Origin of the sequence: Saccharothrix sp. BKS2 (genome assembly GCF_047689505.1) — a bacterium.
Taxonomy (GTDB): Bacteria; Actinomycetota; Actinomycetes; order Mycobacteriales; family Pseudonocardiaceae; genus Actinosynnema; species Actinosynnema lopnurensis.
In genome coordinates this window covers 22,337-45,802 of the sequence record NZ_JAUQOL010000024.1, presented here as the reverse complement: position 1 = coordinate 45,802, position 23,466 = coordinate 22,337, and the positions used below count along the sequence as shown (strand labels likewise).

Genomic DNA, 23,466 nt, shown 5'->3' with positions numbered 1-23,466 from the left:
GCGTGGCGGCGGGCGGATGGCCGCGGCAAAGCGAGGCAGCACGTGGACGCTGTTCAGCGGAGCACCTGGGGAGCCCGGCAGCGGGTTCTCTTCGTCATCCGCAACTTCACCACGGTCGACCGCGTGCTGTCGGTGCTCGGCGGCCTCGACCTCGACCCCGAAGACTTCATAGAGATCAAGTTCACGACCGACGGGGGCTCCGCCTTCGCCCGTGACCTCGCCGCGCACCTCAAAAGCCTGGGTGGCGACGCCATCTCCTGGCGCGAGGCGTGCAAGTCCTCGTGGAACCTGGTCCTCGCAGCCCACGCGAGCATCAAGCTCAGGCACCTCCGCGGTCCGCTGATCATCATGGCCCACGGCGCCGGCTACCGCCGCGTGATGTCCCACACGACCGGTAGCGACACCACGCCCACGGGGCTCGTCCGTGACCAACTGGTGCACAACGGCCGCCTGGTGCCCACGGTGATCTGCCTCGCCCATGAGAACCAACTACCCGCTTTGGTCGCAGAAGTACCTGAAGCGCATGGGCACACCGTCGTGGTCGGCGACCCCGTGATGGACCAGATCCGCGCGTGCCGGGACCGGAGGAGCCACTACCGCGGGCTGCTGGACGTCGAACCCCACCAGAAGTTGATCACGGTCAGTTCCACCTGGGGGCGCTACTCGTCCCTCAGCGCCGCGCCCGAGCTCCCGCACCGACTGCTCGCCCAGTTGCCGGCCGACAGGTTCAAAGTCGCCCTCATCACCCATTGGAACGTCCAAAAAGCGCACAGCCCGCTGGAGGTGAAGACCTTCATGCGTGAAGCGCTGGACTGCGGGTTGATCCCCATCCCGTCGGAGCTCGGCTGGCACGCCGCACTGATCGCGACGGACCTGCTGGCCGGCGACCACGGGTCGGTGACGGTCTACGGCGCCGCCCTGGGCCTCCCGGTACTGCTGGTCTCCGACGGCGGCCCCGAGGTGAACAGGCAGTCGGTCGACGCCGAACTGTGGTCCGCCATCAAGCCGCTCCACGTCTCGGGCGACCTCAGGAGCCAGGTCGAGGCGACGTTCCAGCAGCACGACCCGAAGCGCCTGCCGGCCTTCACGGATCACCTGCTCGGTCGTCCCGGCGCGGCGCTGCACATCCTCAACAACCTGGCTCGCGAACTCATGCGGCTCCCGCCGGCCCCGCCGCCGAAGATGCGCCCGGTCCCCGATCCGGCCCACTTCAAGACACCGGTCATCGGCAGTCACCGGTTCACCGCGAAGCTCACCGCCGAGTCACCGACCGCGGGCCGGGTGGAACTGGAGCGGTTCCCGGAGGTGGCGAGGCGGCTCCCGTACCGGGCGGGGGACCCCTTCCTCGTGGTGGACGTGCAGGGGGAGGTCGACGAGACCCGCAGGTCTAACGCCGAGATCCTCCTCAACAGCGAGGTGGTGAACGAGGAGTTCGCTCGCGTGTGGACGGAGGACACCCTCGCGCGCTACCAGGTCGAGGTCACCGCAGTCCGGCTGAGCACGGGAAGCATGATCAGGTTCCGCGACGGCCCGACGCTCAAGCTCGACTGCGCCGATCCCGCCGTCGCGGCGAGCGCCCTGTACGCGTGGCGCGTCGCCGGGCACTCGCTCGACGCCCTCCGGCAGCTCACGGTGCTGGTGGGCGCGCGCGTCGTGGAGGTCACCCCTGGCTAGCGGACGGCTCGCTCTCGTCGATCCAACGCCGCACCTCGCGCGCACGGGGGTTCCCCGTTTCGAGGTAGATCTGGTACAGGCGGTCCGCCGAGTCGCGGAACAGCACGCGGTCGTGCTGGTGCCCTGCCACCTCGACCAGCACCTCCAGGGCCTGGGCTTCCTTGATCGGCTGGCTGCGTTCGCGCGTGGTGGCCACCGCGCGGTCGAGCACCCGACGCGCGTCGGTGACGCGGTCGAGCGCTCCGTAAGCCCGGCCCAGTGCGATGTGCACCCGGGCGACCCCCATCTCGTCCCTCGCTTCGTCCAGCAGGGTCAGGGCCTGCTCCAGCACCGGGAGCGCGTCGGTGGGCCGCCCGGCGCGGACGAGCGCGTCGCCGAACTGGTACCCCTGCAACCCGTCGCCCCGGCGGTCCTCCAGGCGGCGGTTCCCCTCCTGCGCGGCGCGGAACGCTTCGGCCGCTTCCTCGTACCGCTCCTGCTCGCGGCGCAACAGACCCAGCGACTCGTCGAGCAGCGCGCGGCTCCGCTCGTGATCGGAGGCCACCGAGGTGGCACGGTCCAGCTCCGCCTGAGCCCGCTCGAACTCCTGCGTCTCCACGTAAGCGCGCGCCAACTGGTTGCGCATCCGGGACTCGGCCAGGCGGTCGTCCAAACGCAGCGCCGACTCCGCACCGAGCTGGTGCGTCTCGATCCAGTCCGCGTAGTACTTGCGGCTGTGGTAGAAGGCCCAAAGTGCTTCACAGAACTGCCATACCTCGGCGTACATGCCCAGGGCGTGCGCCAGCCGCACCGCGGCCACCAGGTTGGCGCGCTCGGTGTCGAACCACGCCATGCCCGAACCCGCGTCGAACGGGGTGTCCCAGGCGCTCAGGTCGTGCCGCGCGATCCGCCACCGGGCGGCGCCCAGCACCGCGTGGTCCGCGGCGGCGGCGCCGAGCAGGTACCACCGGACGATGCGCCGCTCGGTGGCGACCCGCGTCTCCGACGCGTCCTCGCGCTGCGCCAAGCCGCGGGCGTGCAGGTGGATCAGGTCGTGGAGGCGGTACCGGTCCGGCGCCCACTCCTCCACGAGGTTCACCGCGCGCAGCACGTCGAGCAGGTCCTCCACCTCCGCGTCGGTGGTCGCGGCGGCGGCGAGGTCCACGCCGAACTCCGGACCGGGGTGGAGGCCGAGCGCGCGGTAGAGCGAACGGCCGGCTTCAGGCAGGTTCTCGTACGTCGCGTCGAAGATGCGCTCCACGAGGTTGTCCCCCTCCAGCGAGAGCCGGTCCAGCCGCGCGCGGTCGTCGGCCAGGTGCCGCACCAGGCGGGACAGCGACCACCGCCTGCGCCGCACGAGTTCGGCTCCGGCCACCCGCAGCGCGAGCGGCAGGCCCGCACAGAGGCGCACCAGGTCACGCAGCCCGTCCGGGTCCTGCTCCACCCTGTCGTCCCCGACCATGCTCGCCACGAGCGCGGCGCCCTGGGCCGGCGCCAACGGCCGCAGCTCGACCACCTCGGCACCGTCCAGCACCAGCCCGCCGAGCCTGAACCTACTGGTGGCCAGCACCAGGCTGCCCGCCGATGCCGGCACCGCCGCACGCACCTGAGCGGGCGCGTCGGCATCGTCGAGCAACACCAGCACCTTGGCCCGGGCGGTCATGCTTCGAAAGAGCGCAACTCTTTCGGCGAAGTCGGCCGGCATGTACTGCGAATGGACGCCGAGTGACCGCAGGAATGCGGCCAGGACGTCGGAGATCGCGACTCCGCCCTTGCCGCGGTAGGCATTGAGGTCCGCGTACAGCTGACCTCCGTCGAACCGATCCGCATTGCGGTGCGCCCAGTTCAACGCACACGCCGTCTTGCCGACGCCTCCCATGCCCGTAAGCACGGCGATCGACGGCCTGCCTTGTTCACAGCCGCGGGCCACCGCCCGATCGAGGCGGGCGACGTCCTCGGACCGGTCCACGAGACCATGGGTCAGCACGGGCAACTGCCTCGGCGCCCCGGCTGGAGCGGGCACCGACACGATCGTCACCTCGTTGATCACACCGGCCTGGACGACATTGCCCACGACGGGCCCGGACACGTCGTTCGCCACGGCACGCACCCCGGCAGTACGAAACGCGTCTTCTACCGTTGTCTCTGGGTTCATGGTCTTGTCCCCGGTACCGGCTGCACTGAAGTATCACACTTGGACGTGGTGTCGGCCAGTGGCCTTTTGTGCACTGTTGCTTACCCGAGTCACCTCCGCGTCACCGACGAACGCGCCATACTTTCACTCTTTCGGCGCTCTTCGACACTCTTGCGTGGAGGTTCGGTACGACTCCGTGCGATGCGGGACCGGATGTCCCGGTATCCGAACCGGTTCAGCGAACCCGGAAAACCCGGGTGGGAGCGCGACCGGCCGGAACCGGGAGGAAACCCCACTTCACCAGCGTGAACAGCCGTTGACGCCTATGGTCTGGACCACCCAGACCCCGGGTCATGCGCCGGAGATCCCTGCTTCCCGCCATCACCCTGTTGGCCGCCACCCCGACCGTCACGACGCCCGCCCCGTCGTCGGCCGCCCCCGCCGTCTTCACCCACCCCGGGGTGCTGGTCGGCACGTCCCAGCTGGACTTCGTCCGCGACAAGGTCACCACCAACCAGCAACCGTGGCGCGCCGCCTTCGACCAGATGACGGCGCACCCGTTCGCCTCCCCGTCCCGCGTCCCGAAGCCCCGCGCCGTGGTCGAGTGCGGGTCCTGCTCGAACCCCAACCACGGCTGCACGGACGAGCGCGAGGACGCGCTGGCCGCGTACACGCTGTCGCTCGCCTGGTACATCACCCGGGACAACCGGTACGCCACCAAGGCGATCGAGATCATGGACGCCTGGTCGGCCACCATCCGCGACCACACCAACAGCAACGCGCCGCTCCAGACCGCGTGGGCCGGCTCGTCGTGGCCCCGCGCCGCCGAGATCATCAAGCACGTGCACCGGAACTGGCCGAACTCGGGCCGGTTCGCGACCATGCTCCGCGACGTCTACCTGCCGGAGATCGTCAACGGCCGCAAGAACACCAACGGCAACCGGGAACTGCCCATGATGGAGGCTTCCCTCGGCATCGCGGTGTTCCTGGAGGACCGCGCCGCCTACGACCAGGCGGTCTCGATCTTCCGCACCCGCATCGCCGCCTACGTCTACCTCACCGCGGACGGCCCGCTGCCCCGGACCGTGCCCGGCAGCGGCATCGACACCCGTGACGAGATCATCTCCCACTGGCACGGCCAGAGCACCTTCGTCGACGGCCTGTCCCAGGAGACCTGCCGCGACTTCACGCACACCGGCTACGGCCTGGCCGCCGCCGCGCACGTCGCGGAGACCGCGCGCCTCCAGGGCCAGGACCTGTGGGGCGAGGTGCGCGAGCGCCTGCGCCACGCGTACGGCCTGCACAGCCGCTACCAGCTCGGCGCGGAGCCGGTGCCGTCCTGGCTGTGCGGCGGGTCGTACAAGCAGGCGCTGGGGCCGACCACCGAGGTCGCGTTCACCGCGCTCAGCACCCGCCTGGGCATCCCGATGACCAACACCCAGCGCCTGACCGAGCGGCAGCGCCCGGCGGGCACCGACAAGCTGTTCATCGCCTGGGAGACCCTGACCCACGCGTCGAACCCCCGCTAACCCCCCACCAACCCCCGCACCTCCGCGTACCCCGGCACGTCGTCCGGACCGCGCCCGCCGTCCCGCACGGCCAGCGCGGTCCGGACCGCCGCGCCCAGCGCCGCCCGGAACGGCAGCGACCCGGTGCTCACCCGCCGCACCCCCAGCTCCCGCAGCCGACCCACGTCCCCCTCGGCCAGCACGTTCACCGGCACCGGCACCGCCGCCACCAGCTCCGCGATCCCCCGCTCGTCCCGCAGCCCCGGCGCGAACACCCCGTCCGCGCCCGCGTCGACGTACCGCCGGGCCCGGTCCACCGTGCTGCCCGGGTCCACGCCCAGCCAGTGCGCGTCGACCCGGGCGTTGACGAACAGGCCGGGCGCCGCCTCCTTGAACGCCCGCACCACCGCCGCGTGCCCGGCCGGGTCGGCGAGCCGGTCGCCCCGCCCGTCCTCCACGTTCACCCCGGCCACGCCCAGCCCGTGCAGCTCGGCGGCCAGCCCGCGCACGTCGCCGCCGAACCCGGCCTCCACGTCCACGCTGACCGGCACGGGCAGCCGCACCAGCAGCCGGGCCAGCGCGAGCGTCTCCTCCCGCGCCACCCCGGCCGCGTCCGGCAGGCCGTGCGCCGCCGCCACGCCGAGGCTCGTCGTGCCCACGGCCGGGAACCCCGCCCGCGCGAACGCCGCCGCCGACGCGAAGTCCCAGGCGTTGGGCAGCACCAGGAGGTCGTCGTGCAGCCGGTGGAACAGCCGCGCGCCCTCCACCAGCGCCACCGCGTGCTCCCGCCCGGGGCAGGCGTGCCGGCCGACCCCGAACTCCGCGCCGGCCAGGTCCACCTCGACCACCTCGCCGCCGGGCGCGACCCGCCGCGTCACCGGCACCGGCGGTACGGCGCCCGCGATCGCCGCCCGGGTGGCCCCGCACGCCTGCACCAACAGCCCGATCCGGTTGGCCGTCTCCTCGTCCCACACCCCGCCGAACGCCGCGACCAGCCGCGCGACCGCCTCGTCCGCCCCCGGCTCCACGGGCACGTGGGGCTGGTGGCAGCGCGCGACCGCCGCCACGTCCCCGGTCACCGCGCGCGGCACGCCCAGCGCCTCGGCCAGCACCGCCACCGGGTCGCCGGGCCGCCGCAGGACCGCCGGGTCGACCCCGGCGAGCGCGCGCGTGACGATCGCGCGCCGCCGCTCGTGGTCGGGGCCCTCGCTGAACCGCGCGACCCGCGACCTCAGCCAGGCGACCCCCGACCCGCTCGCGGGCACGGGCGGCACGGTCCAGGACGCGTCCAGCAGCACTCGGGGATCCACGCCGCCACCGTAGGACCGGGTCGCTTCGGCGGGCGCCGAACCGTCCACCCGCCACAATGGCGGCCGTGGCAGCCGACGACCTCGCGGACCTGGCCGGCCTGCTGGCCGACCGCAGCCGCGCGCGGTTCCTGCTCGCCCTGATGGACGGTCGGGCGTGGACGGCGGGCGAGCTGGCCCGCGTGGCGGGGGTGGCGGCGTCGACCGCGAGCGAGCACCTGACCCGCCTGGTGGACGGCGGCCTGCTGGTCGAGCGCAGGCAGGGCAGGCACCGCTACGTCCAGCTGGCGGGGCCCGACCAGGCCCGGCTGGTGGAGGACCTGCTGTCCTACCTCGGTCCGGTGGGATCCGGGGACGGCCTGCGCGCGGTCGCCGCCCACGAGGCCCTGCGGCGGGGCCGCACCTGCTACGACCACCTGGCGGGCCGGCTGGGGGTCGCCCTCACCGACGCGATGACCGGGCGCGGCCTGCTCGACGAGGGGTGCGCGGTCACCGGGGAGGGGTGGGTGTGGTTCGCCGGGCTGGGGTTCCGGCCCGGCGGGCGCCGCGCGGCGAGCAGGGCGTGCCTGGACTGGACCGAGCGCCGCTCCCACCTGGCCGGGGCGGCGGGGGCGCACCTGTGCGCCCACCTGCACGAGCGGGGGTGGGTGCGCCGGGTGGGCGGCGGTCGCGCGGTGCGCCTCACGCCGAGCGGTGAGCGGGGCCTGCACGACCTGCTGGGGCCGACCGCGACCTGACGCCGGGTTGCCCGCCACCTCGGCGCGGCCCCGGCCCCGGCGCCCAACCCCAGCGCGCCGCCAACCTCAGCGCGCCCCGGCCGCCAACCTCCGGGCCTTCTCGAACGCCGCGTGGTGGTCCCCGAAGTACCCCCAGGGCCACCGGGCCGGCCGCTCCCCCGCCTCCGCCACGTGCCGCGCCAACCGGTCCACGTCCTCCGGCCTGAGCCCGGCCACGTCCGCCACCGAGTTGTAGTAGGCGGCGAACACCTGGTTGGCCCGGATCCACCTCGCGTGCGCCCGCTCCGCCCCACCGGCCGCCGACAACCGGTCCGACGCCGCGGCCACCTCGGCCCGCACCACCCGGCGACCCGGGTAGTCCATGGCCCGCCACCGCCGGATCGCGCCGGGCGCGCTGCTGTCGTGCAGGTGCACCTCGATGTGCGCGGCGGGCACCAGCGCCAGCAGCGGGTGCCCGTTCGGCAGGTCGGCCACCCGCACGCGCGCGAAGTCGAGCATCTGCTCGTGGCTGCCGTACCACTTGGCGGCCAGCCCCTGGAGCCTGCGCTCGTGCGCCGACACCAGGTCGGGCACGCGCGCCACCACCCCGGCGAAGACCTCGCCGCCCTCGCCCTCGCGCTCGGGCGCGCCCAGCGCGCAGCTCATCAGGGCGCTCCACGGCGCCGCGTCGGCGGGCGCGGCCGCGGCGGCGCGGGTCAGCGCGTCCCGGGCCCGGCCGGAGAGGTCGAGGAACCGCTCGACCCGCGCGTCACCGGTCTGCCCGGCGTAGAGCGCGCCCCTGGCCCACCACGCCGCGGCGTTCAGGGCGCTGCCGAGCAGCAGCAGGCGGTCGGGGTCGTCCTCCGCCGCCACGTCCAGGTCGACCAGCACCTCCTGCCCGGCCTGACCCAGCACCTCCACGCGCAGGTCGCGCAGGTCGGGCGGGACCTCGCGGGCGAGGAGGGCGAGGGCGGGCGCGATGTCGCCGACGACCAGGGCGCGGGCGGCGCGCTCCAGGTCCGGGTCGCGCCACGCCAGGTCGACGTGCGGGGGCAGGTCGGCTTGCACGGGTCTCAGGCTCCCGGGGTCAGCGGGCCGGTCACCGCGGCACCCACGAGGCGTCGTCCGCGGGCACCACGTCGACCAGCAGGCACGTGATGTTGTCCGGACCGCCGCGCTCGTTGGCCGCCGCGATGAGGGCGCGCACGGTCTCGTCGCCGTCCGGGTCGGTGGTCAGCAGCGCGGCGATCTCGGGCGCGGCGACCACGTCGGACAGGCCGTCCGAGCAGAGCAGGTAGCGGTCGCCCGGCTGGACCTCGTGGAAGAACAGGTCCGGGTCGTGCGCGCTGCCCGCCTGGAGCGCCCGCATGAGCATGGACCGGCCGGGGTGCTCGTCGGCCTGCTCGGCGGACATGCGCCCGTCGTCCACCAGCGCCTGGACCATGGTGTGGTCGCGGGTCACCTGGGTCAGCGCGCCGTCGCGGACGAGGTAGCAGCGCGAGTCGCCGATGTGCCCGACCGCGAACCGCTCGCCGTCCCACAGCAGCGCGGTGAGCGTGGTGCCCATGCCGCGCATGTCGAAGTTCTCCTCGGCCAGGTCGGTCAGCCGGATGGCGATCTGCCGCGCCGCCTCGGCCAGCGCGGCGAGCGGGTCGTCGGCCTCGGGGTCCAGCTCGGCCAGCACCCCGACCGCGATCGAGCTGGCCACTTCGCCGTACGCGTGACCCCCCATCCCATCGGCCACGGCGAACAGGCGCTCGCTGTAGTACACCGAGTCCTCGTTCGCTTCACGGCGCAGGCCGGGGTCGGTGCCGACGGCGTACCGGAGCGCATACATGCCGGATAGTGAATCACCCGCCCGAGTGCCCGTGAGCAGGGCATCTCCAAAAAGGTTCAGCGGGGCCGGCCGTAGAACTCGCTCAGCACGAGCATGGCGGCCCCCGCGGCGACCACGTCGTCACCCAGGGGGGTGATCGACACCTCCACCGGCAGCCATTCGTCCTTCGGCAGCCGGGCACGGACCCCCTCCAGGTAGGCGGCGGGCTCGGCGAGGACCGCGCGGCCGGCGAGCACCACGTGGTCGATGTCGAGCAGCTGCACCAGGTCGGCCACCGCGACGCCGACGACCGAGGTCGCCCCGACCAGGTCGCCGCGGGCGGCGGCGAGGTTGTGCAGCGCCTCGACGCACCCGGTCCGCCCGCACACGCACGGCGGCCCGTCCACCTGGAGCGTGGTGTGCCCGTACTCGCCCGCGTTGGTGCGCACGCCCCGGTGCACGCGCCCGTCGAGCAGCATCCCGACGCCCAGGCCGGTGCCGACGAGCACGAGCACCGCGTCCCGCAGCTCCTCGCCGCGCCGCCACGCCTCCGCGACCACCGCGGTGTTGGTGTCCTTGTCGAGCACGACCGGCAGGCCCAGCCGCTCCTCGGCCCACGAGCGCAGCGGCACGTCGTGCCACCCGCTCAGGCCGGTGGGGTCGTGCACCACGCCGGTGCGGTGGTCGAGCGGCCCGACGAACCCGATGCCCACGCCGAGGAGCCGGTCGCTGCGCAGCCCGTCGACCAGGCGGCTCAGCTCGGCCACGAACGTGGGCGGGTCGAAGTCGCGGGGCAGCGGGGCGACCGCGCGGTCCAGCACGGTGCCCGCCAGGTCGGTGAGCACCACGCGCAGCTCGTCCCGCTCGACCTGGGCGCCCAGCGCCAGCCTGCTGTCGGCGACCAGCTCCAGCAGCGTGCGCGGCTTGCCGACGCCGACGTTGCGGGTGCCGGCCTCCACCAGCAGGCCGTCGGCGATGAGCCGGCCGACGACCTTGGACACCGCCTGCGGGGTCAGGCCGCTGCGCTCGGCCAGCTCGACCCTGGTGACCGCGCCGGAGCGGGCCAGGCCCAGCACCACCGCGTCGTTGTATCCCCGCAGGAAGCGCAAGTTGGGCACCCGGCCATTCTGGCACGCCTGGCCGTTATTACACGGTGTTGCTTTAATGGGGCCGGTGACCCTCGGAACCGGACAGGTGGTGTTGCCGTGAGCCTGCTGGACGAACTGGCCGAGCAGGAGGCCCGGCTGGTGTTCACGTCGTTCGACAACGACGTGGCCCTGGCCCTGGGCGCCTTCCTGCTGGACGCCGCCCGCGCGGCCGGGCTGCCCGTGACGATCTCGGTGCGGCGCGCCGGCCAGCGCCTGTTCCACGCGGCCCTGCCGGGCACCTCGGTGGACAACGACGAGTGGATCGACCGCAAGTCGCGCGTGGTCGACCGCTACGGGCAGAGCTCCTACCGGGTCGGCGAGGGCTTCCGGGCCAGGGGCCGGACGTTCGAGGAGGACTCGCGCCTGGACCCCGACCGCTACGCCGCGCACGGCGGCGTGTTCCCGGTGACCGTGGCCGGCGTCGGCGTGGTCGGCACGGTCGGCGTGTCCGGCCTGCCGCAGGCCGAGGACCACGCGTTCGTGGTGGGGCGGCTGGAGGAGTTCCTGGCCGCCCGGTGATCTTCGGCGGTGGCCGGCCGCCCCGGCCGCCGCCCTCCCGACCGCGCCCAACCCCCCAGTGGGCCGGTCGGGTGCGAGGGGCTCCCCCACCCCCGGGGAGCCCCTCGCACCGAACCGCTCAGCTCAGCAGAACACCTCGGTCAGCAGCTCCTCCGCCCCGTTGACCGGACCCCCGTCCGGGGACGAGGTCACCGAGGCGGTCAGCCGCGTCGCGGTGTCGGGGGTGCTCGCCATCAGGGTGCTGTAGCCGGGGATGCCGCCGCCGTGGCCCCACGTGGTCACGCCGCACGGCAGCTCGGTGGCCTCGATGCCCAGGCCGTAGCCCTGCACGGTGGTCAGCATCTCCCGCTGCTGGGCGGGCCGCAGCAGGCGGCCGTCCAGCAGCGCGTCGACGAACCGGCTCAGGTCCTCGGTCGTCGAGATCATCTCGCCGGCCGCCCAGGCGACGGACGGGTTCAGCTCGGTGATGTCCACGACCTCGCCGTGCGCCCGCGCGTAGCCGTGGGCGTGCGGGCCGGGGATGCCGACCCGGGTGCCCGGCACGGACGTGTCGCGCAGGCCGAGCGGGCGCAGGACCCGCTGCTCGACCGCGTGCCCGTAGGGCTTGCCGGTGATCTTCTCGACCAGCAGCCCGACCACGACGTAGTTGGTGTTGGAGTAGTTCCAGCCGGTGCCCGGCTGGAAGTCGAGCGGCCGTGCCGTGGACAGGGCCACCAGCTCGGCCGGCGTCCACGTCTTGTACCGGATGGGCTCGAAGTCCTCCGGGTCCAGCGGCAGCGCGTCCGTGTAGTTGTAGAGCCCGCTGGTGTGCTGGAGCAGGTGCCGCACGGTGATCCGGTCGCCGTCCGGCAGCAGGCCCGGCAGGTAGCGGGACACGGGCGCGTCCAGCTCCACCCGGCCCTCGCCGACCAGTTGCAGCACCACCGTCGAGACGAACGTCTTGGTGACGCTGCCGACCCGGAACCGGCCGTCGGTCGGCACCGGGCGCGGCGAGCCGACCCGGGCCGTGCCCGCCCGCGCGGTGAACCCCCGCCGCCCGTCGACGACCCGGACCTGGACCCCCTGCGCCCCGGTCGCCGCCATCTCGTCCAGCGCCCCCTGCACCACCTCGCGGTCGATCCGGTCGCCGCCCGGGGCGGCCACCGCCGTCCCGCCCGCACCCATGACCGCCAACCCCACTGCGGCGGCCAGGGCGATACCCCTCTTGACCTTCAACGCGTCCTCCCTTGGACGTTGAGGGTCCCCAGCCTGCCGATCCGGCGGCCCCGTGGCGTCACCCCGTGGTGGCGATCCGCGTCGTCCGGAAGTCTGATCGATCCCCTAGTGGTCGCCCGCTCGCTGCCTGGTAGTTGGCTGGTCGCCGCCTGTCATCGCCTTCCGCGGAACCGATTCCGCGGGTAGTATCACTACTCCGTTCGAGTGACACGAATGGTCTAGACCTTGACCTTAAGTGGTCTGAACCACATGGTGACATCACCCTGCACTCCTTTCCTGACGAGGAGCACGATGTCCAAGATCCGATGGCATGTCACAGCGTTGTTCGTGGCGGTCGCCACGTTGGTGGTGGGGTTGGTCGTCGCACCCGCGGCGAGCGGCGCGGGCGGCGTTTCGGCCACCTTCAGCAAGGGCTCGGACTGGGGTACCGGCTACGAGGGCAAGTTCACCGTCCGCAACGGCGGCACCACCGCGCTGAGCACCTGGACCGTGGAGTTCGACCTGCCCGCCGGCCACCGCGTCAGCTCCGTCTGGGACGGCGCGCAGACCACCAGCGGCCAGCACGTCACCGTCAAGCCGACCTGGAACGGCAGCGTGGGCGTGGGCGGCTCGGTCAGCTTCGGCTTCAACGTGAGCTACTCGGGCGCCTACTCCGCCCCGGCCAACTGCAAGCTGAACGGCGCGTCGTGCGAGGCGGGCGGGACGAACCCGACCACCACCACGACCACGACGACCACCACCACGACGACGACCACGACCACCACGGGGCCGACCACCACGACGAGCACCCCGCCTCGGAGTGGCAAGATCAACCTGGGCTACTTCACCCAGTGGGGCGTCTACGGCCGCCAGTACTTCGTGAAGAACATCCACACCTCCGGCTCCGCCGCGAAGATGACGCACATCAACTACTCGTTCGGCAACGTCCAGAACGGGCAGTGCACCATCGGTGACGCCTACGCCGACTACGACATGGCCTACACCGCCGCGAACTCCGTCGACGGCGTCGCGGACAGCTGGGACACCGGCGCCCTGCGCGGCAACTTCAACCAGCTGCGCAAGCTGAAGAAGATGTACCCGCACATCAAGGTGCTGTTCTCCTTCGGCGGCTGGACCTGGTCCGGCGGCTTCGGCCAGGCCGCGCAGAACCCGGCCGCGTTCGCCGAGTCCTGCTACAAGCTGGTCGAGGACCCGCGCTGGGCCGATGTGTTCGACGGCATCGACATCGACTGGGAGTACCCGAACGCCTGTGGTCTGACCTGCGACACCAGCGGCTTCGGCTCCTTCAAGACCCTGTCCCAGGCGCTGCGCACCCGCTTCGGCGCCAACTACCTGGTGACCGCGGCCATCACCGCCGACGGCTCCAACGGCGGCAAGATCGACGCGGCCGACTACGGCGGCGCGGCCCAGTACCTCGACTGGTACAACGTCATGACCTACGACTACTTCGGCGCCTGGGCTGCGCAGGGCCCGACGGCCCCGCACTCCCCGCTGACCTCGTGGTCCGGCATCCCGACCGCGGGCTTCAACTCCGACGCCGCGATCCAGAAGCTCAAGGGCAAGGGCGTGCCCTCGGCCAAGCTGCTGCTGGGCATCGGCTTCTACGGCCGCGGCTGGACCGGCGTCACCCAGGCCGCCCCGGGCGGCACGGCGACCGGCGCGGCGCCCGGCACCTACGAGGCGGGCATCGAGGACTACAAGGTGCTCAAGACCAAGTGCCCGGCCACCGGCACCATCGCCGGCACCGCGTACGCGCACTGCGGCAACCAGTGGTGGAGCTACGACACCCCGGCCACCATCGGCGGCAAGATGACCTGGGCCAAGAACCAGGGCCTGGGTGGCGCGTTCTTCTGGTCCCTCGACGGCGACACCAGCAACGGTGAGCTCGTCACCGCCATCGCCAACGGCCTGAAGTAACCCGCGGGCTTCACCCTCCCGCACACCGGAAGACCGGAAGAGCCCCGCAGCGTCCCTCCTGCGGGGCTCTTCCGCGTCCGCGGCGGGCAAGCACGGACGTGGTCGCGGCCCGGGAGGCGGAGGGCCGCGACCACGTTCACGCGCCCTACCCGCGGTCGGTGACGACCCGGTAGGCCACCCCGCCGTGGTCCTCGCCCTCGACGAACTGGACGAGGTTCACCAGGTAGTCACCCGGCGCCTCCGGCGTGAAGGTCAGCTCCGTCGTGAACCGCTCCCCCGCCCTCAGCGGCACACCGATCAGCGCCGCGCGCTTCGGGTCGAGCTGGAGCGCGGTCTCGCCGACCTGCCGCACGCCCTCCGCCTTGCCACCGCCGGCGCGCCAGCGCTCGAACAGCTCCCGACCGAGGTCGATCACCACGGCGCCCGCCACCGGCTTCTCACCGGTCAGCACCAGGTCGGTCCTGACCTCGTCCCGCCCGGTCGCGTTGCCCAGGGTGAACCAGGAGCGCACCGGCTCCAGCACGCGCCCGCGCACGGTCTGGAAGTTCTTCCACGCGATGTTGTTGTTGTTCTTGGTGTTCAGCGCGGTGTTCGGGCCCTCCGCGAAGGTCATCGGGTCCGTCGCCGACACCCAGCGCGCCAGCAGGCAGAAGTGACCCGGACCGGGGATGTTCGGCCACGGGATCTTCGCCACGGTCCCGCCCGGCGGCACGGTCAGCGACTGCTGGCCGATGGCCACCCAGTCGCCGTTGGTCGCGTTGTCCCAGGTCGTGCCGCCGCCGGCCGGGGTCCGGTAGACCTTGAGCGTGCCGGTGGCCGACCCCGCCAGGTCCTTGTTCAGCTTCACGTGGACGTAGTTCGTCGCGCCGACGACGGGCTGGGTGCCCGCGCCGCAGTCCGCGATCCCCGGGCAGACCTTGATGTCCGGGCTGTTCCACACCGTGCCGTTCGGGTTGGGCTCGGCGCCGGTGTCGGTCGTCTGGTCCCGGATGAACACGTCGGTCTGCCGGCAGTCGGACAGGAACTTGCGGATCGAGTCCGCCGTGCCCGCCCCGGTCGACGACGCCTGGAGGAAGATCCCGCCGGTCGTCGTGGCGTAGTTCTGCATGATCGGCGTGATCACCGGGGTGAACGACGACGACGTGGGCACGTACACCGAGCTGATCTTGATGCCGCGCGCCAGGGCGTCGTTGGCCCACTGGGCGGCGTTGGTGACGTCCGCGGCCGCGTGCGTGTCGTCGAACCCGCCGGGGCGGGCATCGGTCACCAGCACGACGAACTTCATCGCGTTGGACCGCCACGTGCCGTCGAAGTCGACGTTCTGCGGGCGACCGGCCGCCGCCCGGTTGTTCACGACGGTGTTCAGGGCCTCGTCGGACGCCTCGGGCTCGTTGTTCCCGGCACCGGGGGCGAGGGTGTTGGTGACGTAGTTCGTCACCGCCGCCGCGTTGCCGGGCGCCAGGTCCTGGTGAACGGTGACGTTGTCCTTGAACGTCACCAGGCCCAGCTGGTAGTCGCCGCCGGACGCGGCGACCACGTCGTTGACGATCGAGTTGACGCCGGTCTTCAGGTTGGCGATGGCGCCGCCCATGCTGCCGGTGTCGTCGAGGACGAACGCGACGTCGAGTGGGCCGCACGGGGAGGCGACGGGGGCGGGGGCCGCCACCGCGGGTGAGGTGAACTGGACGGTGGAGACGGCCAACGCGGCGACCGCCAACAGCACGCCGCTCCGGGGGGAGGAACGCATGTGATCTCTTTCCGCTAGCGCTGCCGGGCGCAGGTGCCCGGGCGCCCGGACAGCGTTGTCCGGTCACGTCAAGCGGATGATCGAGCGGCCCCCCGAGTACGGTCCGAGAAGAGCAACTTCACCCCGGATACGTGTCCGGCGAACGGCAGCCGCCCGCCCCGAACAGGGGACCCCGAACGCAGAACTCACCGGTCCCGAACGTACGACTCACCAGTCCTGAACGTACGACTCGCGCGTCCTGAACGTACGACTCGCGCGTCCTGAACGTACGACTCGCGCGGGCTGGGGGTTCGACACGCCGGGCGTGAGGGTTCGACACGCGCGCGAGTCGTACGTTCGGGACCACCGTGTCGTACGTTCGCGACCCCCGAGTTCAGCGTTCAGGACCCCTGAGTTCTGCGTTCCTGTTAGCCCGTCCAGGCCGTTTCGGTCACCGGGCTGCGGTCGCGCAGGGGCTCCCACCAGGCCCGGTTGTCGGCGTACCAGCGGATGGTGTCGCGGACGCCCTCGGCGAACCCCACCCGGGGTTCCCAGCCCAGCTCGCGCCGGATCCGGGTCGAGTCCAGCAGGTAGCGGCGGTCGTGGCCGGGGCGGTCCGGGACGGTCGTCTTGCGCGACGCGGGCAGGCCCAGCTCGGCCAGCACGAGGTCCGCGATCTCCTCCACGCTGGCCTCCTCGCCCGTGCCCACGTGGTAGGTCTCGCCGACCCGCCCGTCCAGCAGCACGGCCTCGATCGCCCGGCAGTGGTCCAGCACGTGGATCCACTCCCGCCGGTTGTCCTTGGACGCGTACACGGGCAGCTCGCCGCCGTCCAGCGCCCGCGTCGTGAACAGCGGCAGCACCTTCTCCGGGAACTGGTTCGGCCCGTAGTTGTTCGCGCAGTTGGTGATCGTCACCGGCAGCCCGAAGGTCTCGTGGTACGCCCGCACCGCGTGGTCCGCCCCGGCCTTGCTCGCGTTGTACGGCGTGCGCGGCCGGTAGGGCGACTCCTCGGTGAACGCCTGGTCCGCGTCCAGCGCCAGGTCCCCGTACACCTCGCACGTCGAGATGTGGTGGAACCGCCGCACGCCCGCCCGCCGCGCCGCCTCCAGCAGCGCCTGCGTGCCCAGCACGTTGGTCCGGAAGAACCGCGCCGGGTCCAGCACGGCCAGGCTGTTGTGCGACTCGGCGGCGAAGTTCACCACCACCTCCACGCCGGTCAGGTCGTGGTCGGCGATGTCCGCGTGCACGAACTCGACCCGGTCCCGCACGTCGGCGAGGTTGCTGGTCGTGCCCGCGTAGGTCAGGGCGTCCAGCGCCACCACCCGGTCCTCCGGGTGCTCGGCCACCCAGTGCCGCGTGAAGTGAGACCCGATGAAGCCCGCCGCGCCCGTCACCAGAACCGTGGTCATACGCGCACGCTACCCACGGGACGGGCCCGTGCGCCCGGGAGCGCACGGGCCCGCGCGGGTCACAGCGTCAGGCTCCACGAGTCGAGGTAGCCGGTGTCCGCCGAGTACACGTCCTGCACGCGCAGCCGCCACGCGCCGTTGCGCGCCTCGGCCGACACGTTCACCGTGTAGGTCGTGTCGATGTTGTCGCCCGAGTCGTTGTTCGACGACTTCAGCCGGTACGCCGAGCCGTCCGGCGCGAGCAGGTCGATCACCACGTCACCCCGGTAGCTGTGCTTGACGTGCACCTCGACCTGCGTGGTCGCCGACGCGCTGCCCTCGCACGCGGAGATGCCGATGGCGCTGGTCACGGCCGCGCCGTTGTCCGGGATCGCCACGTCCGCGTCGTTGGTCTGCCGCGCGCAGCCGGTGGGCGGGTTGCCCCCGCCGCCGTAGGGGCTGACGGCCTTCTTCCCCGCGTACATCAGCATCGGCAGCGTCTTCGGCCAGAACGTCGAGCTCTGGCACGAGTAGGCGGGCAGGAACCCGGAGCACGTCCCCGAGGACGGCCCGATCTCCCACACGAACGAGGCCACGCCCAGGTCGTCGTACACCCAGTCGTCGGTCGCGCCGGCCGCGTTGTACAGCACCTCGCCGGGCTGCCCGTACTGCCAACCGCCGGCCAGCGACGCCATGTCCCGCGCCATGCCGCGCAGCGCGGCGTCGTTGCCGGTCTTCTGGGTGGCGCTCCAGCCCCACGGGAACAGCACCAGGTTCGAGTAGCTGTGCATGGAGATGACCACGCCGGTGGTGTCGGCGGGCGCGGCGTCGCCCGCGCCCGTGCCGCGCCGGTCGCGGTAGAGGGAACGCCACAGGCCCTGGAGCGCCCGCGTCTCGACCTCGGAGTTGGCCGACGGCCCCTTGTAGGTCTGGTCGCACGGGTTGGACGACGTGCCGGACTCGCCCCAGTGCGAGTCGGTGTTGCGGTTGAGGTCGATGCCGACCTGCGAGGACGAGGTGCCCGAGCAGTTCGACCCGTTCGTGGTGTTCGCGTTCTTGCGCTGGTAGCGCGGCGAGTTGCCGCCCTGCTGGACGATGTTCACGCCGTCGGGGTTGGCGATGGGCACCACCCACACCTCGGTGCTGTCGAGCAGCGCGGTGACCTCGGCGTTGGCGCCGTAGCCCTGGACGAGGTGGTCGATCCACCGCCAGGCGACGTCACCGGTGGTCAGCTCGCGGGCGTGCAGCTGGCCCATGACGAAGAACCGGGGCTTCGGGGAGTTCGGGTCGAGCGCGCAGTCCCCCGCGTTCTTCTTGGTGATGCAGACGGCCCGCAGGTCGTAGCCGCCCGCGCCCTGGGTCTTGCGCCACGAGTCGCCGTAGTCCACGACGGTCGCCAGGTCCGGGTGCTGCTGGGCGACCAGGTCCAGGTGCGACCAGTGGGCGTTGATCGTCCGGTAGCCGCCGTAGTAGGTCTCGTCGATGTTCGCGGCGTCGACCTGCGCCCGCGCGGCCGGTGGCTGCCACTCGGGGGCGGGCAGCACCTCGTCGATCACCGCGCTGAACCCGGCTTTCCGCAGGCCGGCGCCGGTGGTGGCGTCGCCGAGCACGAACAGGTGCTCGCCGTCGCGGTCCTCGAGCACGTCGAACCCGCGCCCGAGCAGGTCCTGGGCGGCGGCGCCCAGCGGGGCGCGCACCTTGTACACGTAGATGGGGCCGGCCGCCGCCGCCGCCACCTCGGGCGCGGGGCCCGCGGTGGTGGGACTGGCGGTGACCACGGCGGCCGCCGCCACACCGGCCACGGCCAGCGTCAGCAGTGAGCGTCTCCTCGACTTCACGCGTTCCTCCTAGGCAGGGTGATTCGGAGGATGGGGCACGCGGGGGTGTCTTGCCCACCCACCAACCGGCCATTGCTCTCCGTCATGGCCGCAGGTCGTGGCCGGTGGTTTCGGGAGTGCGGGCGGAGGTACCCGGATCTTGGTCCGGACAGGGTCCACACCGGGGTCCGGATGGCGGTCCGGACGGGGACCCGGTGGAGGAGGAGCCGTGAAGGACGAGGAACTGGTCACGCGCATCACCGCGCTGGTGGAGGAGGAGCACCGGCTGGAGAACTCGCACACCGGCGAGGGCATGTCGGAGGCCGACTCCCGCCGGTTGCGGGACGTGGAGGTCGCCCTGGACCAGACGTGGGACCTGCTGCGGCAGCGCCGCGCGCGCCGCGACGCGGGGTTGGACCCGGACGGCGCCGAGGCCCGGCCGCCCGGCACGGTGGAGAACTACCGCCAGTGAGCCGGTGGCCCCGGCGGTGAACCGGTGATCCCGATCTTGAACTCGGGGACTTCGAGCCGGTGGTCCCGATCCCGGGGTCGGGGACCTCGCCCGCCGCTTGACCCGGCCCCAGGGGCAGCCCGCAGGGTCGTCGCCGTGGAGGATGCGCGGGTGGAACGGCTGCTGGGCACGGGTGAGTTCGCGCGCCGGTCGAGGCTCTCGGTCAAGGCGCTGCGGTTGTACGAGCGCCAGGGCCTGCTGCGACCGGCGTGGGTGGACGGGGCGAATGGCTACCGCCGCTACCGCGAGGACCAGTTGACCGGGGCCCGGTTGGTGGCCCTGCTGCGCCGGTTGGACATGCCGCTGGTCGAGGTGGCCCGGATCGTCGCCGCCCCCGGGACCGAGCGGGCCGACCTGCTGGCCGGGTACTGGACCCGGGTCGAGGAGCGGATCACCGTGCAGCGCGGTCTGGCCGCGCACCTCCGCGTCGTGTTGTCCGGCGGAGAGGGATTGATGGACATGTACCGGGTCGAGCAACGGGAAGTGCCTGAACGGGTGGTGCTCACCGAGCAGCGTCACCTGCTGCAACCGGAGCTGGAGGACTGGATCCTCACCGCCCGGGAGCGCCTGGCGAAGGCGGCCGAACCGCACGGCGGCGCGGCGGCCCCGCACTACGTGAAGTACCACGGCGAGGTCAACGAGGACAGCAACGGCCCGGCCGAGATGTGCTACCCGATCGACGCGGCGAGCCCGCCGGCGGAGTTCGCCTCCCGCGTCGAACCGGCCCACACCGAGGTGTACGTGCGGCTGCGCAAGGCGCAGGTCGTGTACCCGCAGATCCTGTCGGCCTTCGACGCGGTCGCCCGGTGGACCGAGGAGAACGGCCGCTCGATCACCGACGCGCCGCGCGAGGTCTACTTCGCCGACTGGGCGACCTCGGGCCCGGACGACGAGGTCTGCGACGTCGCGTTCCCGGTGGCCTAGCGACCGGGCCGGTGGCACCGCGCGGGGGACACCCGTGCGGTGCCACCGGCCGCGGGTCCACGCGTACCGCCGGACGACGTCCCCCGCGGGAAGCTCCTCGACCACCCCAGCCCTCGGGAGCCCGGAGGGGACGCGGTGGTCCCGGGGTTCACAGCTCCCGGGCGAGGCGGTGGTCCAGCGCCGTGTGCCGCCGCCCCGCGCCCACCGTGCGGACCGCCTGCCCGATGGCCTTGCGCGAGCCGACCAGCACCACGAGCTTCTTGGCCCGGGTGACCGCCGTGTACAGCAGGTTGCGCTGGAGCATCATCCACGCCGAATTCGTGATTGGGATGACCACGCATGGGTATTCACTGCCCTGTGAGCGGTGAATCGTCATGGCGTAGGCGTGGGTCAACTCGTCCAGTTCCCCGAACTCGTAGTCCACGTCCTCTTCCTCGTCGGTCCGAACGATCAGCCTCTGCTCCACGACGTCAATCGCCGTGACCACGCCGACGGTGCCGTTGAAGACGTTCTTGTCGTAGTTGTTGCGCATCTGGGTCACCTTGTCCCCGACCCGGAACACCCGGCCGCCGAAGCGGCGCTCGGGCAGGTCCGGCTTCGAGGGCGTCAGGGCCTCCTGCAACAACGCGTTGAGCCCGCCCGCGCCCGCCGGACCCCGGTGCATGGGTGCGAGGACCTGCACGTCGGTGCGCGGCTTCAGGCCGAACCTGCGCGGGATGCGGTTGGCCACCACGTCGACCGTCAGCGCGGCCGCGTCCTCGGCCTCCTCCGCGGGGAAGAGGAAGAAGTCCGGCAGGCCCTGCACCAGCGGGTAGTCGCCGTTGTTGATGCGGTGCGCGTTGGTGACCACACCGGACTGCTGCGCCTGCCGGAAGATGTGCGTCAGCCGCACGTTCGGCACGGGCCCGCCGTCGGCCAGCACGTCGCGCAGCACCTCGCCCGCGCCGACCGACGGCAGCTGGTCCACGTCGCCGACGAGCAGCAGGTGCGCGCCCGGCGCGACGGCCTTGACGAGCTTGTTGGCCAGCAGCAGGTCGAGCATGGACGCCTCGTCGACCACGACCAGGTCGGCGTCGAGCGGCCGGTCCCGGTCGTAGGCCGCGTCGCCGCCGGGCTTGAGCTCCAGCAGCCGGTGCACGGTGCGGGCCTCGTGGCCGGTCAGCTCGGTGAGCCGCTTGGCCGCGCGGCCGGTGGGCGCGGCGAGCACCACGCGCGCGCCCTTGGCCAGCGCCAGCTTCACGATCGAGCGGACCGTGAAGCTCTTGCCGCACCCCGGTCCGCCGGTGAGCACGGCGACCTTGCGGGTCAGGGCGAGCTGCACGGCGGCGCGCTGCTTGTCCTCCAGTTCCGCGCCCAGCCACGCGAACGCCCTGCCCCAGTCGACGCGCCCGAACGCGGGCATCCGCTCCTCGTCGGTCTTCAGCAGCCTGAGCAGCTGGTTGGCCAGGGAGATCTCGGCGCGGTGGAACGCCAGCAGGTAGATCGCCGGCTCCCCGTCGGGCATGACCTCGCGGACCACGCCCTCCTCCGCGACCAGCTCGGCCAGGCAGTCGATGACCAGGCCGGTGTCCACCTGGAGGATCTTGATCGCGGCGGCGATCAGCCCGTTCTCGGGCAGGTAGCAGTTGCCGTCGTTGGTGGCCTCGCCCAGCGTGAACTGGAGGCCCGCCTTGACCCGCTGCGGGCTGTCGTGCGGGATGCCGACGGCCTTGGCGATCACGTCGGCGGTGCGGAACCCGATGCCCCACACGTCGTTGGCGAGCCGGTAGGGCTCCTCGCGCACGACGTCGATGGCCTTGTCGGCGTACTGCTTGTAGATGCGCACGGCCAGCGAGGTGGACACGCCGACGCCCTGGAGGAAGACCATGACCTCCTTGATGGCCTTCTGCTCCTCCCACGCCGCCGCGATCATCCTCGTGCGCTTCGGGCCGAGCTTGGGCACCTCGACCAACCGCTGCGGCTCGTGCTCGATGACGTCCAGCGCGCCCACGCCGAAGTGGGTGACGATCCGGTCGGCCAGGACCGGTCCGATGCCCTTGATCAGGCCGGACCCGAGGTAGCGGCGGATGCCCTGGATGGTGGCGGGCAGCACGGTCGTGTAGTCCTCCACGACGAACTGCTTGCCGTACTGGGGGTGCGAGCCCCACCGGCCGCGCATCCGGATCGACTCGCCCGGTTGCGCGCCCAGCAGCGAGCCGACCACGGTCACCAGGTCCGCGCCGCGCCCGGTGTCGACGCGGGCGACCGTGTAACCGGTCTCCTCGTTGGCGAACGTGATCCTCTCCAGCACCGCTTCCAGCACGGCATCTCCCACCCCGCCACCCTAGGCCGCCGCACCGACACCCCGGCGCGCCAGGTCCGCCGCGGCTCCCTCCACAGGACGTTCACAACTCCCGCCGCCCGCCTCCACGGGCGGCACATACAGTCGGACGCGTGACGACACGCCGGGTGCTGGTGGTCGAGGACGACCTGACGATCGCCAGGTCCGTGGCCGCGCGGCTGCGGGCGGAGGGGTTCGAGGTCTCGCTCGCGCACGACGGGCCGACGGCCGTCGACCGGGCGCAGGACGCGGACCTGGTGGTGCTGGACGTGATGCTGCCCGGGTTCGACGGGCTGGAGGTGTGCCGGCGCGTCCAAGCCCGGCGGCCGGTGCCGGTGCTGATGCTGACCGCGCGCGGTGACGAGACGGACCTGCTGGTGGGGCTGGCCGTGGGCGCGGACGACTACCTGACCAAGCCGTTCTCCATGCGCGAGCTGGCCGCGCGGGTGCACGCGCTGCTGCGTCGGGTGGAGCGGGCGGCGGCGGCGCCGGCGGCCCGGATCGCGCTGGCGGACCTGGAGATCGACCTGGCCGAGCGGCGGGTGCTGCGCGCCGGCGAGGAGGCGCACCTGACGCCGACCGAGTTCGAGCTGCTGGTGCACCTGGCCGAGCGGCCACGGGCGGTGCAGTCGCGGGAACGGCTGCTCAGCGAGGTGTGGGGCTGGCAGGAGGGGACGGGGACGCGGACCGTGGACAGCCACGTGAAGGCGTTGCGGCGCAAGCTGGGGGCGGACCTGATCCGCACCGTGCACGGTGTCGGGTACGCGCTGGAGGTGCCGAAGGCGGTGTCGTCGTGACGGCGGGGTCGGCGGGGCCGGGTCGGTCGGCTGGGTCGGTTCGGTCG

General features: G+C 72.5%; 18 protein-coding genes. 8 read left to right on the top strand and 10 right to left on the bottom strand.

Features of this window, described 5'->3' with window-relative positions; all coding sequences use genetic code 11:
- Nucleotides 1–42: 42 nt before the first annotated feature.
- Entirely contained in the window at nt 43–1,674 is a 1,632-nt protein-coding gene (locus tag Q5530_RS35275) for a hypothetical protein (RefSeq protein ID WP_415367180.1), read from the top strand.
- Here the strand turns inward: Q5530_RS35275 and Q5530_RS35270 are convergent.
- On the bottom strand, nt 1,661–3,754 hold the full coding sequence (locus tag Q5530_RS35270) for an NB-ARC domain-containing protein (protein WP_415367178.1): 2,094 nt from the start codon (nt 3,752–3,754) through the stop codon (nt 1,661–1,663). The genes Q5530_RS35275 and Q5530_RS35270 overlap by 14 nt on opposite strands.
- A gap of 386 nt (nt 3,755–4,140) precedes the next feature.
- On the opposite strand from Q5530_RS35270, the gene Q5530_RS35265 reads away from it, so the two are divergent.
- Complete coding sequence (locus tag Q5530_RS35265) at nt 4,141–5,316, top strand: alginate lyase family protein (RefSeq protein ID WP_415367177.1); 1,176 nt, start codon at nt 4,141–4,143, stop codon at nt 5,314–5,316.
- Here Q5530_RS35265 and Q5530_RS35260 read toward each other — a convergent pair.
- Complete coding sequence (locus Q5530_RS35260) at nt 5,313–6,605, bottom strand: isocitrate lyase/phosphoenolpyruvate mutase family protein (RefSeq protein WP_415367176.1); 1,293 nt, start codon at nt 6,603–6,605, stop codon at nt 5,313–5,315. The two genes, Q5530_RS35265 and Q5530_RS35260, sit on opposite strands and share 4 nt — an antisense overlap.
- A 56-nt stretch (nt 6,606–6,661) precedes the next feature.
- Between Q5530_RS35260 and Q5530_RS35255 the strand changes: the two genes are divergently transcribed.
- Nucleotides 6,662–7,339 carry an ArsR/SmtB family transcription factor gene (locus Q5530_RS35255; protein ID WP_415367174.1) on the top strand — a complete coding sequence of 226 codons (678 nt, stop codon included), beginning with the start codon at nt 6,662–6,664 and terminating at the stop codon, nt 7,337–7,339.
- 66 nt (nt 7,340–7,405) lie between these two features.
- Here the strand turns inward: Q5530_RS35255 and Q5530_RS35250 are convergent, their stop codons facing one another.
- Genes Q5530_RS35250 through Q5530_RS35240 form a run of 3 tightly spaced genes read right to left on the bottom strand, consistent with a single transcriptional unit; the run spans nt 7,406 to nt 10,252 of the window.
- Entirely contained in the window at nt 7,406–8,386 is a 981-nt protein-coding gene (locus Q5530_RS35250; RefSeq protein ID WP_415367173.1) for a hypothetical protein, read from the bottom strand.
- A 31-nt stretch (nt 8,387–8,417) separates the two neighbouring features.
- Nucleotides 8,418–9,155 carry a PP2C family protein-serine/threonine phosphatase gene (locus tag Q5530_RS35245; RefSeq protein ID WP_415367172.1) on the bottom strand — a complete coding sequence of 246 codons (738 nt, stop codon included), beginning with the start codon at nt 9,153–9,155 and terminating at the stop codon, nt 8,418–8,420.
- Nucleotides 9,156–9,211: 56 nt separating this feature from the next.
- Nucleotides 9,212–10,252: an ROK family protein gene (locus tag Q5530_RS35240; protein WP_415367171.1), complete on the bottom strand. Its 1,041-nt coding sequence runs from the start codon at nt 10,250–10,252 to the stop codon at nt 9,212–9,214.
- An 87-nt stretch (nt 10,253–10,339) separates the two neighbouring features.
- On the opposite strand from Q5530_RS35240, the gene Q5530_RS35235 reads away from it, so the two are divergent.
- Nucleotides 10,340–10,801: a heme-degrading domain-containing protein gene (locus Q5530_RS35235; RefSeq protein WP_380636017.1), complete on the top strand. Its 462-nt coding sequence runs from the start codon at nt 10,340–10,342 to the stop codon at nt 10,799–10,801.
- 123 nt (nt 10,802–10,924) lie between these two features.
- Here Q5530_RS35235 and Q5530_RS35230 read toward each other — a convergent pair whose 3' ends face one another.
- Complete coding sequence (locus Q5530_RS35230; protein WP_415367246.1) at nt 10,925–11,965, bottom strand: serine hydrolase domain-containing protein; 1,041 nt, start codon at nt 11,963–11,965, stop codon at nt 10,925–10,927.
- Nucleotides 11,966–12,307: 342 nt separating this feature from the next.
- On the opposite strand from Q5530_RS35230, the gene Q5530_RS35225 reads away from it, so the two are divergent.
- Nucleotides 12,308–13,933 (top strand): glycosyl hydrolase family 18 protein, encoded by a 1,626-nt coding sequence (locus tag Q5530_RS35225; RefSeq protein WP_415367170.1) that lies wholly within the window; start codon nt 12,308–12,310, stop codon nt 13,931–13,933.
- A gap of 145 nt (nt 13,934–14,078) precedes the next feature.
- Here Q5530_RS35225 and Q5530_RS35220 read toward each other — a convergent pair whose 3' ends face one another.
- From Q5530_RS35220 to Q5530_RS35210, 3 genes are all read right to left on the bottom strand, one after another.
- A complete protein-coding gene (locus tag Q5530_RS35220; RefSeq protein ID WP_415367168.1) occupies nt 14,079–15,680 on the bottom strand; it encodes a vWA domain-containing protein in 1,602 nt (533 codons plus the stop codon).
- A gap of 407 nt (nt 15,681–16,087) precedes the next feature.
- Nucleotides 16,088–17,071 carry a dTDP-glucose 4,6-dehydratase gene (gene rfbB / locus Q5530_RS35215; protein WP_415367166.1) on the bottom strand — a complete coding sequence of 328 codons (984 nt, stop codon included), beginning with the start codon at nt 17,069–17,071 and terminating at the stop codon, nt 16,088–16,090.
- Nucleotides 17,072–17,130: 59 nt separating this feature from the next.
- Nucleotides 17,131–18,888: a M14 family zinc carboxypeptidase gene (locus Q5530_RS35210; RefSeq protein ID WP_415367165.1), complete on the bottom strand. Its 1,758-nt coding sequence runs from the start codon at nt 18,886–18,888 to the stop codon at nt 17,131–17,133.
- A gap of 208 nt (nt 18,889–19,096) precedes the next feature.
- Here Q5530_RS35210 and Q5530_RS35205 point away from each other — a divergent pair, with 208 nt between their 5' ends.
- Complete coding sequence (locus tag Q5530_RS35205; protein ID WP_415367164.1) at nt 19,097–19,339, top strand: DUF2630 family protein; 243 nt, start codon at nt 19,097–19,099, stop codon at nt 19,337–19,339.
- 150 nt (nt 19,340–19,489) lie between these two features.
- The gene (locus Q5530_RS35200; RefSeq protein WP_415367163.1) at nt 19,490–20,302 is read left to right on the top strand and encodes a MerR family transcriptional regulator; all 813 of its coding nucleotides are present in this window, start codon (nt 19,490–19,492) and stop codon (nt 20,300–20,302) included.
- A gap of 148 nt (nt 20,303–20,450) precedes the next feature.
- Here the strand turns inward: Q5530_RS35200 and Q5530_RS35195 are convergent, their stop codons facing one another.
- A complete protein-coding gene (locus Q5530_RS35195; RefSeq protein WP_415367162.1) occupies nt 20,451–22,616 on the bottom strand; it encodes an ATP-dependent RecD-like DNA helicase in 2,166 nt (721 codons plus the stop codon).
- A gap of 134 nt (nt 22,617–22,750) precedes the next feature.
- Here Q5530_RS35195 and Q5530_RS35190 point away from each other — a divergent pair, with 134 nt between their 5' ends.
- Nucleotides 22,751–23,419, top strand: coding sequence for a response regulator transcription factor (locus tag Q5530_RS35190; RefSeq protein WP_415367245.1), 669 nt, complete (start codon nt 22,751–22,753; stop codon nt 23,417–23,419).
- The last annotated feature ends 47 nt before the right edge of the window (nt 23,420–23,466 follow it).